Below are 14,305 nucleotides of genomic sequence, written 5' to 3'. Positions count from 1 at the left end.
GCCATCGCTCGTTGCCGGCTTCTAGCCACCCCCCTGCAACGGAAAGCGCCCGGCCCCGCTGCGAGCGAGGAATTTTTCCTGAGCCATGGGCCGGGCCAGGTAATAGCCCTGGGCTTCGTCGCAGCCAAAGGCCCGCAGCATCTGCAGGCATTTGAAACTCTCGATGCCTTCGGCCACGGTGCGATAGCCCAGCTCCCTGGCCAGGGCGATGACCGAGCGGGTGATCTTCTGGTGCTGGGCGCTGCTCTCGAGGTCGGTGACCATTGATTTGTCGAGCTTCACCACATTGGCTGGAATCTGGTGCAGGTAGGCGAAGTTGCTGTAGCCGGTGCCGAAATCATCGATGGCCACGTCCATGCCCAACGCCCGGATCTTGCTCAACTGATCCAGCACCCGGGGGTTGGAGCGCAGCCAGGCGCCTTCGGTGATTTCCACCTCGAGGCGCTGGGGGGCAATGCCGTGACGCCGGCAGGCATCCCTGAGCACATCAGCGATGTCCTGGTCCTCGAAATCCTGGGGCGAGAGGTTGATCGACAGGCGCTGCACATTGCCAGAGTCCCAGGTGTGCAACTTGTGCAGCACTGCGTTAATCACCCAGTGGGTCACCCGGTGGATCAGGGCATTGCGCTCCATGACTGGAATGAACTCCGCCGGGGAAATCGGCCCCAGCCACGGATGGTCCCAGCGGATCAGGGCCTCGGCGCTGACCTGGGCGCCGTCGGGCAAGGCGAAGCGCGGCTGGAACATTAGGTAGACCTGCCCGCTGTCGAGGGCTTCGCTGATGTCCGAAGCCAGGTTGAAGGCACGCCGATAGGCCTGGTCCCGCACCACGTCATAGGGCGCCCAGGTACTGCGATTCAGGGTCGCCAGTTCCAGGGCGAACATGGCCTTGCGCAGCACGTCCGGCACCGCGTCGCGGTCCGTGGAAAACTCCACCGTCCCCGCGCAGACCCCGGGGATCATCGGCAGCTCGAGCCCCGGCGGCTGGCGCCGCAATCGCCGCACCAGGCCCTCGAGAAAACGCTCGATCCCGGGGCCGACCGGCAGCAGGAAACCGAAGCGCTTGACCGTGACGTGATACACCCGCACATGCCGTCCCAGGTAGGTCAGCAGTTGCTGGGCGAGAAAACGCACAATGATTTCGAACGGCGCCATGCCCATCGCCAGGGTCAGCTCATGGGCCACGGTCATGTCCACCGCATCCACCAGCACCAGCACGCGGCTTTCTCCGGGATGCTGTTCCGCCAGGTCGTACAGATCGCTCTGGAATTGTTCACGGTTGGGCAAGCCACTGACCGGGTCGCGACGGGTGAGGCGCTGGCGCTGCTCTATCTGCTCCATCACCAGCGAGGCCAGGTCACGCAAATGCTGGCGCTCGGCGGCGTTCAGGCATTGCGGCTGCTTGTCGATCACACACAGGCTGCCGATGGCGTGACCGGTGGAGGTGATCAGCGGTGCGCCGGCATAGAAGCCGATCCCCGGCTCCTCGGTGACCAGCGGGTTGGCGTGGAAACGCACATCCTGGCGGGCATCGCTTACCTCGAAGACCTCATCGGACTTGACCGTGTAGGCGCAAAAGGACTGATCGATGGGAGTCTGTTCGGCAACGAAGCCGACCCGCGACTTGAACCACTGTCGGTCGCGATCCACCAGGGTGATCAGCGCCGTGGGCACCTTGAAGTATTCCGCGGCCAGACGGCAGATACGATCAAAGCGTTCGCACCGGGCCGTGTCCAGCAACTCCAATGCATACAGGGCAGCCAGGCGCTGCTCTTCGGCCAACGCCTTATCGGGCATACCGCGCCTCGGACAGGATCAACACAATCATCAGAAAACCTATCTCAACATCGCAGAGGGAAAACGCCACTGGGGAAATGGGTCGAGTCCAAAATAGTGGCATTACGACATCCGTCGACAGCATGACGCAGAGACTAGTGCTTGCCAATTCCATCCGTCGGACGAACGGTCGACGGCAAGGTCGGGAAGGGCCCGTTGAAACAACTGATCTAGAGCGTTGGACATCGAACACCAAGAGGCCTGGGAGCCGGCCTGCGCCCGGTTCATCTCGCGCAAACGGGTGGGATACCCACGTCAACCAGGGCAGCACTCATGGCCCCCTGGCCAACAATCTGGCCAGCCTCGGACAGGGGTTGCTGGCCTACGCCGAAGCCATGGGCGAACACTGGCAGGACAGCCTCGTGGTGGTGGTTTCGGAGTTCGGACGGACCTTTCGCGAGAATGGTGCCAAGGGCACCGATCACGGCCATGGCACGGTGTACTGGGTGCTGGGTGGCGGGGTTCGCGGCGGGCGGATCGCCGGGGAACAGGTGGCTGTCAACGCCCAGAGCCTGCTGCAAAATCGCGACTATCCGGTGCTCAACAACTACCGAGATCTGCTCGGAGGCCTGCTGGGCCATGCCTGGGGGCTTTCCAGCGCTCAATTGCAGAGCGTATTCCCCGGCGCCCGGCCTGTAACCCTGGGACTGGTCTGAAAGGCCTGCCGAGAATCACCCGACAAAAAAAGAGCGATCCTTGGGATCGCTCTGCTGGTTAAACCGAATGGACCGGATCGGACTTCAACGTCGGGTACGAATCCGGTGAGCCACTTTTGCCCCCTTGTCAGCGCCCAGCTCCTGCTTGGCGTGCAGACGTTTTAACAGCTCGAGACTGTCGGGTTGCTGAACCTGCAATCAACAATCCAGGATCACGGGCCACGCTGAAGCCGTCACCGCTCACGACGCTGACATGCATGAGCGACAGACAACGCCAGGGTGATCATCGGCTAACACAAGGCCTCTACGAGCCTCGACAGCCCGGTCGCCCTCTGGCGTGAAGCTCAAACGCGCTCGGCTCTTTGGTACTCGTCCCATGGCAACAACAACGCCAACCTTCTAGGGTCCTTCTCACATTCTCCATACGGCGCGGCCCGGACATTGCAACCCGGGCCCCAAGTCCCTTGCGCCCAGTCCAGGCTCGGGGGTGTTATGGTGGTCGGCTGCCCTGCGTGCCAGGGCTCATTGAAGGAGAGATACGCCAAACGCCTGGTCGTGAAACGTGAGGAGGTCACTGAATAGATATGTGTAACGCCAAAGATATTTATACCGCGGGTTGGATTCTGGTGGTCATGTCCGGACTGGTGTCCCTGGTGATCCAGGTCTACCTGGGCTATTTCAGGATCGACGACATGGTCAAGCACCTGGCTCGCTGCCGCGTCATCTCGATTCGCATGCCCCTGCTGGGCAAGGACCCCCTCAGCCGCCTGTTCATGCTGGTGTGCATCGGCGGCCTGTTCGCCATGCCCCACCTGTTTCTGCGCAACGGTGGCATGGACGTGCGCGACTACAAGAACTTCCCCCTGGGCTTGAAGTGGCTGATCAACCTGTTCCAGCTGTCGGCCCTGGCGGCCGGCATCGCCTTCCTGGTGCTGTGGTGGGTCAGCCGCCACCTCTGAGCCAATGGCTGAAACCACAGGGGTGCCGATCAAGGCGCCCCTGTCCTGGCCAATGCAAGCGCCGGCCAGCACTCAGACCGCAGCGCGGCGCTGAAGAAAATCTTCACGGGTCATGTCGAAGAAGCGGCAAGGCAAGCCTTCGAAATCGGCATCGTGACTGAAACGAAAACCGATCTTGCGCGCCACCGCCAAGGAGGCGCCATTATCGACATGGGCATCGGCAACTATCCGTTCCACCCCCGGATCGGCAAACGCATGCTCGACGATCCGTCGCGCCGCCTCCGAGGCAAATCCTCGCCCCCAGGCCTGCCGCACCAGGCGCCAGCCCATCTCCAGCTCGGGCCCAACGGCATCGAAGGGAATGAACGACACCCAGCCCAGCAATTCATCCGGAGCGTCCTTGGCGAAGATCGCCCAGTAACCGCAACGCTCACCAAAATCCTCGGTCATGCGCGAGTGCAAAAAATCCCGGTGCCAGGTCCCGCCGTCCCAGGTTCCCGGGATGAAACGGTTGACTTCAGGGTCCTGGTCCATGCTCAGGCAGGCCTGGAAATGTTCCAGGGTGCGTGGACGCAACAACAGGTTGGAGGTTTCAAAATGCAGGTTCATCCCTGATCTCCTGGTGGTGGGTCGCCCATCAGAACGCAACGCAAAATAAAAGCAAAGCATCCAGCGCAAGATTCTGCAGCCGGTCCAACTCCCCAGGGCCAATGAGGCAAGGGCCGGCCCCCGATGCAGATTCACACATACACTTTTCGACACGATTGTTCAGAAGTATCTGATTGAATGATATGAATTCGCACATGAGAATCGCTTCCAAATAAAACGGAGGCTTTATCCCAATGTCCAGTCCTGCCCGCCCACAACCATGGAAGTTGTGGTCCACCTCCCTCGGTCTCATGGCCCTCAGCGAAGCCAGCCTGGGAGCCACGCTTGAAGAGACCCAGCGTCAATCCAACGCCGAAGCGCTGAACCTCGGCACCACCCACGTCCAGGGCGAGCACAAGCCCGGCTACAAGCGCGAGACATCCGACTCGGTGAAGTTCACCGCGCCCCTGCGCGAGACACCCAAGTCGGTGACCATCATCACCGAATCGCTGATGCAGGAACGCGCAGTCTCGACCCTGGCCGACGCCCTGCGGACCACGCCGGGCATCACCTTCGGTGCCGGCGAAGGCGGCACGCCGCTGGGTGACCGTCCGTTCATCCGTGGTTTCGAGGCCAGCACCGACATCATGATCGACGGCATCCGCGACGTCGGCCGCATGACCCACGAAGCCTTCAACGTCGAACAGATCGAGATCGTCAAAGGCCCGGGCTCGGCCTATTCGGGACGGGGCTCGACCGGCGGCAGCATCAACCTGATCAGCAAGGTGCCCCAGCAGGAAACCTTCGCAGCCGGCAGCCTGAGCCTGGGCACCGACCAGCTGCGCCGCACCACCATTGACCTCAACCAGTACCTGCCCGAGCAGAACATGGCCCTGCGCCTGAACGCCATGAAGCATGAGGCCGATACCCCCGGGCGCGACGATGTCGAAGTCAGTCGCTGGGGCCTGGCGCCAAGTTTTTCCTTCGGCCTGAACACCGATACCCGCGGTACCCTCAGCTACTACCACATGCAAAGCGACGACATTCCCGACCAGGGGCACCCGGTCTCGGAAATCACCGGCAAACCAGTCAAGGTCGACCGCGACAACTTCTACGGTTTTGCCAAGCGTGACTTCCGCAAGACCTCGGCTGATCTTGCGACCCTGCAACTGGAGCACGACTTCAGTGAACACCTGACTCTGCGCAACACCACGCGCCAGGGCCGCAGCATGCAGGACTACATCATGAGCCGGCCGACGCTTGGCTCCGCGCAGAACGAACTCACGGGTGTCGTACTGCGTGGCCCGGCCCGTGGGCGCAACGTGGTCAACACCTCGACCATCAACCAGACCGATATCTTCGGCAAGTTCGATACCGGCTCCATCGGCCACAGCTACAGCGCCGGGGTCGAGTTCTCCCGCGAACGGATCGATGTCAAGAATCGCTACTCACCCAAAGGCAGTGACCCGGGCAGCCTGGAAAACCCCAACCCAAAGGATCCCTACGCGCCTGTGGCACGGGGTAATGGCAACCACAGCGTCACCAAGCACAACAACCGTGCTCTCTACGTCATGGACACCCTGGCCCTGCACGAGCAATGGGACCTGAACCTGGGGGCACGCTTTGACAACTATCACGTGCGCGACAATACACAGAGCAACCGCAGCAACATCTGGACCTACCAGAGCGGCATCGTCTTCAAGCCCCTGCCCTACGGCAGCATCTACCTGTCCTACGGCACCTCGTTCAACCCTTCGGGGGAAACCGCCGGGCAATCGGGCGGTGCCGACGGCGCCGCAGGCGGACGGCTGAGCAACCTGGACCCGGAAAAGAGCCGCAGCATCGAGCTGGGCACCAAGTGGGACCTGCTCAACGAACGCCTGGCCCTGACCGCCGCGGTGTTCAAGACCGAGAAGACCAACGCCCGGACCTACGACCCGATCAGCAATGAGGTCACCCTGGACGGCGACGTTGAGGTGAAAGGTTTTGAAGTGGGCGCCACCGGCCACCTCACCGACCAGTGGGAAGTGATGGCCGGCTACACCTACCTGGATGCCAAGACGGTCAAGTACGCCTCCGGCAAAGACACCAACTACGATGGCAACCGTGCCAAGTTCATCGCCCCCAACAGCGGCTCGGTGTGGACCACCTACGCGCTCACCGACCGCTGGAAGATCGGCGGCGGCGCCAACTATGTGGACAAGCGCTACACCAACGATGAAAACACCAAGAGCCTCGATTCCTACTGGCGCTACGACGCCATGGTCGCCTATCGGGTGAACAAGAACCTGGACCTGCAGCTCAACGTGCTCAACCTCACCGACGAGACCTACTACGACGCCTCCCACGTCGGGATGTTTGCCACCGTCGCCCCGGGACGTTCCGCGGAGCTGGCGGCCAACGTTCGCTTCTGACGCTTTCGCCGGCAAGCCGGCTCCTACCCCATCCGTAGGAGCCGACTTGCCGGCGAACAGGCCCTAGAGCAGCCCGCGAATCTCTTCCAGCAATGCTCGGGGAATCTGCACCCCGTGCTCCAGGCTCCGGGCCCTGGCTTCAAAACGCCGCTGAGACGGCAACCGCGCCCCTTGCCGGGCAATCCCCGCGAACAATCCTTCCGCCCGCTCCAGCCCCGCCTGATAGTCCGCCCCCAAAAACACCTTGGGATCAAAGGCCAGCACCAGCTCGCCGTGACAGGGCGTGGCGCCTACCCCCTCGTCGAACGCCATGGACTCGGCACTGGTCAGATCGCCGATCAGGGCCCCGGCCAGCAGTTCGATCATCGCCGCCAGGGCCGAGCCCTTGTGCCCGCCAAAGGTCTGCATGGCCCCCTCCAGCGCGGCCTTGGCGTCGGTGGTCGGCTGTCCCTCGGCATCGATGGCCCAGTGGCTGGGAATGGGTTTGCCCTGGCGGGCATGCAGCTCGATATCACCGCGGGCAATGGCGCTGGTGGCGAAATCAAAGACAAAGGGATTGCCCCCCGGGCGTGGCCAGGCGAAGGCCAGGGGGTTGGTGCCGAACACCGGGTGACGGCCACCGGCCGGGGCCACCCAACTGTGGCTGGGGTTCATCGCCAGGCCCACCAGCCCGGTGGCGGCAATCGCCTCGACCTCGGGCCACAGGGCGGAAAAATGAAAGCAGCGCTTGATCACCATGGCGGCGATGCCCTGGCTGCGGGCCTTTTCGGCCAGCAGCGGCAAACCGCTATGAAAACCCAGCAGGGAATAGCCGTAATGGGCATCCACCTCCAGCACCCCCGGGGAGATATGGCGCAGGCTGGGCTCGGCCCGAGGGTCGATCTTGCCTTCGCGCACCGAGCGTACGCAGCCCAGCAGGCGATACACGCCATGGGAGTGGCATTCGTCACGCTGCCCCTGGGTGATGACCTCGGCGATTGCCCGGCTGTGGGCCTCGGACAGCCCGTGCCGGCTCAGTACCTGGAAGGACAGGGCCTGGACTTCGTCCAGTGACAGGGTGATGGAGTCAGACATGGTGGAACCTCTATGGCAGGTGGGTGAACGCTCCTGTGGGAGAGTTTTCGGAGGGAAAAAGCGCCTGCCGTGCCAACCAGAACACTGCACCAGCAGGCCATCGCAGAGGGCATACCGGCGCCTCGCGCAAGCACTCGCGCCGACCGGCATCGCCCTCTCGACGAGGCACGCTCAGCCGCCCGGCTGCTGGCCATTGATCGACTGCGGCACCCGCAGCGGATTGCGCTCGTGCAGCTCCAGGGGCAGCAGTGCCTCGGGCAGGTCCTGGTAAGACACCGGACGCAGAAAGCGCTGGATCGCCAGGCTGCCCACCGAGGTGCTGCGGCTGTCGGAGGTGGCGGGAAACGGGCCGCCATGGACCATGGCATGGGCCACCTCGACGCCGGTGCCAAAGCCGTTGACCAGCAAGCGCCCGGCCTTCTGCTCCAGAAGCGGCAGCAACGCCCGGGCCTGGGGGTGGTCGCCGTCATCCAGGTGCAAGGCAATGGTCAGTTGGCCCTCCAGGCCCAGCAGCACCTGCTGCAAGCTTGCAGGGTTCGCACAACGAACGATCAGCGAAGCGGGGCCAAAGACCTCCTCACGCAGCTCCGGCGAGCCCAAGAAGGCTTCGGCCGAGGTGGCGAACAAGGCCGCACAGGCCTGGTTGCCCTGCCCCGCCAGCCCTCGGGCCAGGGTCTGCACCTGGGCATGCTCGGCAAGCGCGGCAACGCCCTGGCAGTAACTGTGGTGAATGCCCGGCGTGAGCATGGTCTGCGCCGACACCTGGCCCAGGGCCGAGGCGGCGGCCGCTTCAAAGCGCTGCAGAGCCGGCCCTTCCACCGCCAGGAGCAACCCCGGATTGGTGCAAAACTGGCCGGCCCCCTGGGTCAGGGAAGTGACGAACGCCGCGGCGATCGACTCCGCTCGCGACTCCAGCGCATGGGGCAGTAACAGCACGGGGTTGATCGAACTCATCTCGGCGTACACCGGGATCGGTTCCGCGCGAGCAGCGGCGATCTGCATCAGCGCGACCCCGCCAGTGCGCGATCCGGTGAAGCCCACGGCCTTGATTCGCGGGTCGGCCACCAGTCCCTGGCCGATACTGCGGGCACTGTCGAACAGCAGTGAAAACACCCCCTCCGGCAACCCGTGGCTTTGCGCGGCGGCTACGATCGCCTGCCCCACCAGCTCCGAGGTGCCGGGGTGCGCTGAATGAGCCTTGACGATCACCGGGCACCCCGCCGCCAGGGCCGAGGCGGTGTCGCCGCCGGCCACGGAAAACGCCAGGGGGAAGTTCGAGGCACCAAACACCGCCACCGGCCCCAGGCCGATCTGGCGCAGGCGCAGGTCGACCCTGGGCAGAGGCTCGCGCGCCGGTTGCGCAGGATCGATCCGCACCCCGAGAAAACCACCCTCGCGGACCACCGCCGCAAACAATCGCAACTGGCCGACGGTACGCCCGCGCTCGCCCTCCAGGCGGGCCCGGGGCAAGCCGGTCTCCAGTTGGCAGCGCTCGATCAGCGCCTCACCGAGGGCCAGGATATTGCTCGCGATACTTTCCAGAAACGCCGCTCGCAGCGCCAGTGTGCTCTGGCGATAGGGCTCGAACGCGGCCTGCGCCAGGGCGCAGGCACGGGCAAGATCCGCCTCGCTGGCACCGCCGAACAGCGGTGGCAGCTCCTCGCCGCTGGCAGCCGCCAGCGCCTGGAACGAACCCCGTTGCCCCAAGGTGGCGCTGTGGCCGATCAACATCTGTCCAGTAACAGCCATGGATAACCTCGTCTGCTTGAAAGTGGCCGGATTCATTCCGGCTCATCGCCGTCCAGTACCAGCTTGGCGCTCGGTACTCCGGTGTTGGCGCCCCAGTAGTAGATGCACAGGGCCATGAGGGTGACGGTCAGGGTGTCGTAGGGGTGCGCCAGGGTGCCGATGCCGCCGAAGCTGCCCAGGTAGGAAATGAGGATGGTCAGGGCGTAGAAAGCAATCAGCCACAGCGACGAATGCACCTGCTCCCCCAGGCTCAGGTGCTCGGTGGGCACCAGGCGCCGACACAGCAGGTAGATCACGAACATCAGGATCTGCAGCCCCAGCAGCCAGGACACCGTGCCCCAACCGGACCAGTAGACGATCAGCGCAGCGATCACGAAGGACACCGGTCCCAGCACGGCAAAGCCCCGCACCCGAAACGGTCGCGCCAGTTGGGGTGCGCTCTTGCGCAAGGCCGCAACGCTGACCGGGGCTATCGCGTAGCTCAGCACCAGGGCCGCCGAAACCACATTGATCAGCGCCTCCCAGGACGGGAACGGCAGGGTCCAGAACACCGACAGGCCGAACGTCAGCCACAGCGCCGGACGTGGAATGCCGGACTGCTCGTCGATGCGGGTGAAGACCTTGAAGAAGGTCCCGGTGCGGGCCCAGCCATAGATCACCCGCGGCGTGGCGTTCATGTAGATGTTGCCGCAGCCGCTGGGGGAGATCACTGCGTCGGCCACCACCAGGTAGGCCAGCCAGCCGACCCCGAGGGTCAGGGCGATGTCGCGGTAAGGCAGGGAGAATTCCTTGCTGATGCCGCTCCAGCCGTTGGCCAGCATCTCTGTGGGAATACTGCCCAGGAACGCCAGTTGCAACAGGCCGTAGATCAGGGTCGAGAGCAGCACCGAGAGGATCAGGGCGATGGGAATGGTGCGCTGCGGGTTGCGCACTTCACTGGCCACGGAAATGATCGGCGTCAGCCCCAGGTAGGCAAAGATGATGCCCCCGGCCGAGACCGCCATCTCGATCCCCGACAACCCGAACGGGGCAAAGCCCTGGACGTGGAAGTTGTCCGGCTTGAAGAAGGTGAACAGCACCCCGATCACCAGCAGCGGCACGATGAACTTGAACAGGCTGATGAAGTTGTTGGATTTGGCGAAGGTCTTGACGCTGTAGTAGTTGAGCCAGAAAAACAGGCACAGCAGCGCGAACTGCAACAGCCAGCCGATGATCGTCGGATTGCTCGAACCTTCATGGGTCAGCAGCGGAAACCAGGCCGCAGCGTATTGCCGGGCCGCCACCACCTCAATCGCCACCAGGCTGGAAAAGGCGATCAGGGTGATGAACCCCATCAGGTAGCCCAGCAATGGCCCGTGGGAGAACACCGGGTAGCGCACCACGCCACCGGCTCGGGGCAGCGCCGCTCCCAGTTCGCAATAGACAATGCCCAGCAGCAGCACGGCAAAACCGCCCAGCAGCCAGGAGAAGATGCCCGCCGGCCCGGCAATCGCCGAGACGTGGCTGGCAGCGAACAGCCAGCCGGAACCGAAGATCGCACCCAGACCGATGAAGGTCAGGTCCACCAGAGAGAGTTGTTGCTTGAACTTGCCTTTGCCTGACATGGGGCTGCGCCTTTTTTGGGGTTATTGGTATAGGCAGATCTAATGTCACGTCGGCGAGAGCGTCCGACGCTTGCAGCACCGTACCGGGTCGCTGCGCTGCGGTTTCCCGCCAATGGGCGCCCATTGCCCTGGGCGCCCGGCATCACCTCAGGGGCCGGTGTGGGGCAAACTCGGACCAGTGGCCAATACCGAGGCAGGGCGCCTGGACGGCGCCCACAGCATGTGGGTGATCTGCGGGCCGATGGCGAAATCGGCGTTGAACCGGGTGTTCACCGCAGCAAACACAGCGCGCCATGGAATGGCTTTGCGACTCATGGTCTGGTCCTTATTGGAAGTCGGCCGGGCCGACACAGGGTGGAAGCCAAAACCAGAGTCGCTTTTTATCCCCGTCGCAGCTTGAGGCTTTTCCCTCCCGATACAGACGAAATCGGCACACTCGCCGCTGTTTCCTGTGGCGGGAAAACCAGCTGAACTGCCATGGACGCCAGGCTTTCTTGGGGAAATGGGGCGGTGGATTTTGCCTAACGCCTGAAGCGCCTGCGATTCCCGCGGCGCCTGTATTCGCTGGAGTTCCTGGACCGCGCTGAAGCTCTGTACTGTGCTGATTTCGTCACCCGCGACAACGAAAACCCACAAGCACCAGCGCCGCCGCCAAGGCCACTCTGTAGCTCCCTCTGCGCAGGTGCTGCCATGAAAAAAATAACCGTGATCGACTCCCACACCGGCGGTGAGCCCACCCGCCTGGTCATCGACGGCTTCCCCGACCTGGGCCAGGGTTCCATGGCCGAGCGCCTGCAACGGCTAAGCCGCCAGCACGACCACTGGCGCCGCGCCTGCGTCCTCGAACCCCGGGGCAGCGATGTACTGGTGGGAGCACTGCTCTGCGAACCCCAGGCCAGCGACGCCTGTGCCGGGGTGATCTTCTTCAACAACAGCGGCTACCTGGGCATGTGCGGCCACGGCACCATCGGCCTGGTGCGCTCGCTGTACCATCTGGGGCGCATCGACTGCGGCACGCACCGCATCGAGACCCCGGTAGGCACGGTGGAGGCCACCCTGCACGACGACCTGTCAGTGAGCGTGCGCAACGTTCCCGCCTACCGCTACCGCGCCCAGGTAGCCCTGCAAGTGCCCGGCCATGGCACGGTGCATGGCGATATCGCCTGGGGCGGCAACTGGTTCTTCCTGATCAGCGATCACCGCCAGCGCCTCGCCCCGGACAATGTCGAAGCCCTGACCCAGTACACCTGGAGCGTGCGTGAGGCCTTGGAAGCTGCCGGCATCACCGGTGCCGAAGGCGGAGTCATCGACCATATCGAGCTATTTGCCGACGATCCCCACGCCGACAGCCGCAACTTCGTTCTCTGCCCCGGCAAGGCCTACGACCGCTCGCCCTGCGGCACCGGCACCAGCGCCAAACTGGCCTGCCTGGCGGCAGACGGCAAGCTCGCCCCGGGCCAGGTCTGGCGTCAGGCCAGTGTCATCGGCAGCCAATTCAGCGCCCACTACGAACTGGCTGGCGAGCAGGTCATTCCCACCTTGCGCGGTAGTGCCTATATCAGCGCCGAAGCCACCCTGCTGCTGGATCACAGCGACCCGTTCGCCTGGGGCATCGGCTCGTGAGCCCACGGGTCAAGCGCACGCGGGCTGTCACCGAGCTCTTCGCGGCGCCGGCATCGAGCCGGCTGACGGCGCCACGGCCCGTGGCCCCAGGGCAGGCCCCAAGGCATTGACGAACCACCGACGCCGGGCTGGCAAACCAACCCGGCGAAGTGCAACCATCACCGCTGCAACCCTCGGCTTTATCGACACCGACTCATCCCAAGCCCCCAGAACAAGAGGCGACCATGATCGATAGCGCACAACTTCACCAGTTGCCCCGGGCCATCGCCGCCCACTCCCCCCGGGACCTCAACAGCCTGTTGGCCAACATGGCCCCGATCACCCCGCTGCTGGACTGCATTCCCAGCGCCGTGTTCTTCATCAAGGACCTGCAGGCGCGCTACCTGGTCGCCAACCTGACCCTGGCCCAGCGCTGCGGTTTCAAGAGCATCCGGCCACTGCTGGGCAAGACTTCCGCGGAAGTCTTTCCGGCGGTGCTCGGCCCGGTCTACACCGAGCAGGACCAGCGCGTGCTGCACCAGGGCATCACCATCAAGGGACAACTGGAACTGCACCTGTACGGCAGCCGTGAAGCCGGCTGGTGCCTGACCCACAAACTGCCCCTGTACGGACGTGACGGGCAGATCATCGGCATGGCCGGAATCTCCCTGGACCTGCAAGCGGCGCGCGACACCCACCCGGCCTATGAGCGCCTGGCCGCAGTGGACCGGCACATCCGCGAACACTACAGCGAAGCCATCCGCCTGGAAGACCTGACCCGCATCGCCCGCCTGTCGATTGCCCAGCTGGAGCGCTACTGCAAGCGCATCTTCCACCTGACGCCACGGCAGATGATTCACAAGGCTCGCCTGGAGCATGCTTCGCGACTGCTGCTCACCGACGAGCCGATCACCGAGGTCGCCCTGCAGTGCGGCTACACCGACCACAGCGCCTTCAGCCGGCAGTTCAAGGCCTTGACCGGGCTCAGCCCGCGACAGTTCCGGCAGAACGCCACGCGTTAGGCTGGGCTCATTCCTGGCAGAAAGTGCGGTAATCGAACAGCGGAGTGAAACCGGCCTTGCGGTAGATCGACAGGCCATCGAGGGACGCTTCGAGCACACAGAGTTGCGCGCCCTGGGCCTGGGCGAACCTGAGCACCGAATGAATCAATGCGGTGGCGCAACCACGTCCCTGGTACGCCTTCAACGTGCCGATGTCATCCAGACGAGCGACCCCGGGCCCCAGGGACAGCGTCAGCGCGCTCACCGGACGCTGCTCCAGGTACAGGGTGAAATGGCGCAACGCCCTGCCGGCCTGCAGTGCCGCCCGATGCCGGGCCAGGTATTGCTCGATCCCCGACTCGCCCGACTCGAACGCGCTGTCCACCGGCAGCCCCCAATCCTCCAGATGGGCATCGGTGCAACGGATATCCGCCCACTCGGCGGGCGTCTCCCGAGCGACATAGGCGGCCAGGTCCAGGACCATGCAGGTGGTCTTGTCCGCCGGCTGCAGGTGCTGCTGTTGCAACGGCTCGCTGAGCCGTTGCACCTGCGCTTCGGGCACCACCACACAAAACGGCATGCCGGTGCGCTGCAGGAAGGCCACCCCTGCGGCCAGTTGCTCAGTTCCGTCCGTTTCCTGGTTGTTCATCATCAACAGGTTCAGGCTGCTGGCCTCGACCCCGGTGCAATAGGCGCTCAAGCCGTTGCCAAAACGGCGATAGAACTGGGAAATGGAAACGAAGAAATAGTCTTCCGCCTGGTGATACAGGTCGATGACCGAAGCCCGGACCGGATCCGTCATGTGCTGCCTCCTTGAGCCAC

General features: G+C 64.0%; 12 protein-coding genes. 5 read left to right on the top strand and 7 right to left on the bottom strand.

Features of this window, described 5'->3' with window-relative positions:
- Window positions 1-21: 21 nt before the first annotated feature.
- Entirely contained in the window at window positions 22-1,797 is a 1,776-nt protein-coding gene (locus U873_RS0108740) for a sensor domain-containing phosphodiesterase (protein ID WP_025127884.1), read from the bottom strand.
- On the opposite strand from U873_RS0108740, the gene U873_RS0108735 reads away from it, so the two are divergent.
- Complete coding sequence (locus U873_RS0108735; RefSeq protein WP_371261287.1) at window positions 1,746-2,492, top strand: DUF1501 domain-containing protein; 747 nt, start codon at window positions 1,746-1,748, stop codon at window positions 2,490-2,492. The two genes, U873_RS0108740 and U873_RS0108735, sit on opposite strands and share 52 nt — an antisense overlap.
- A gap of 584 nt (window positions 2,493-3,076) precedes the next feature.
- A complete protein-coding gene (locus U873_RS0108730) occupies window positions 3,077-3,451 on the top strand; it encodes a hypothetical protein (protein WP_025127882.1) in 375 nt (124 codons plus the stop codon).
- Window positions 3,452-3,523: 72 nt separating this feature from the next.
- Here the strand turns inward: U873_RS0108730 and U873_RS0108725 are convergent, their stop codons facing one another.
- Window positions 3,524-4,060, bottom strand: coding sequence for a GNAT family N-acetyltransferase (locus U873_RS0108725; RefSeq protein ID WP_025127881.1), 537 nt, complete (start codon window positions 4,058-4,060; stop codon window positions 3,524-3,526).
- Between the two features lie 233 nt (window positions 4,061-4,293).
- On the opposite strand from U873_RS0108725, the gene U873_RS0108720 reads away from it, so the two are divergent.
- Window positions 4,294-6,453: a TonB-dependent siderophore receptor gene (locus U873_RS0108720; protein WP_025127880.1), complete on the top strand. Its 2,160-nt coding sequence runs from the start codon at window positions 4,294-4,296 to the stop codon at window positions 6,451-6,453.
- A gap of 63 nt (window positions 6,454-6,516) precedes the next feature.
- On the opposite strand, the gene U873_RS0108715 is transcribed toward U873_RS0108720, so the two are convergent.
- From U873_RS0108715 to U873_RS36615, 4 genes are all read right to left on the bottom strand, one after another.
- On the bottom strand, window positions 6,517-7,527 hold the full coding sequence (locus U873_RS0108715; RefSeq protein WP_025127879.1) for an Ldh family oxidoreductase: 1,011 nt from the start codon (window positions 7,525-7,527) through the stop codon (window positions 6,517-6,519).
- 171 nt (window positions 7,528-7,698) lie between these two features.
- Complete coding sequence (locus U873_RS0108710) at window positions 7,699-9,276, bottom strand: aldehyde dehydrogenase (NADP(+)) (RefSeq protein WP_025127878.1); 1,578 nt, start codon at window positions 9,274-9,276, stop codon at window positions 7,699-7,701.
- Window positions 9,277-9,308: 32 nt separating this feature from the next.
- Window positions 9,309-10,880, bottom strand: coding sequence for an APC family permease (locus U873_RS0108705; protein WP_025127877.1), 1,572 nt, complete (start codon window positions 10,878-10,880; stop codon window positions 9,309-9,311).
- Window positions 10,881-11,027: 147 nt separating this feature from the next.
- Window positions 11,028-11,195: a hypothetical protein gene (locus U873_RS36615; protein WP_157838070.1), complete on the bottom strand. Its 168-nt coding sequence runs from the start codon at window positions 11,193-11,195 to the stop codon at window positions 11,028-11,030.
- Window positions 11,196-11,570: 375 nt separating this feature from the next.
- On the opposite strand from U873_RS36615, the gene U873_RS0108695 reads away from it, so the two are divergent.
- Window positions 11,571-12,503: a 4-hydroxyproline epimerase gene (locus tag U873_RS0108695; RefSeq protein ID WP_025127876.1), complete on the top strand. Its 933-nt coding sequence runs from the start codon at window positions 11,571-11,573 to the stop codon at window positions 12,501-12,503.
- Window positions 12,504-12,727: 224 nt separating this feature from the next.
- Window positions 12,728-13,504, top strand: coding sequence for an AraC family transcriptional regulator (locus U873_RS0108690; protein WP_025127875.1), 777 nt, complete (start codon window positions 12,728-12,730; stop codon window positions 13,502-13,504).
- A 7-nt stretch (window positions 13,505-13,511) separates the two neighbouring features.
- On the opposite strand, the gene U873_RS0108685 is transcribed toward U873_RS0108690, so the two are convergent.
- Window positions 13,512-14,285, bottom strand: a complete 774-nt coding sequence (locus U873_RS0108685; RefSeq protein WP_025127874.1) for a GNAT family N-acetyltransferase — start codon at window positions 14,283-14,285, stop codon at window positions 13,512-13,514.
- Window positions 14,286-14,305: the final 20 nt, after the last annotated feature.

It is taken from the genome of Pseudomonas sp. PH1b, from assembly GCF_000633395.1.
Lineage (GTDB): Bacteria > Pseudomonadota > Gammaproteobacteria > Pseudomonadales > Pseudomonadaceae > Aquipseudomonas.
The sequence above is the reverse complement of the archived record's forward strand: the minus strand, read 5'-3'. Positions and strand labels throughout refer to the sequence as shown.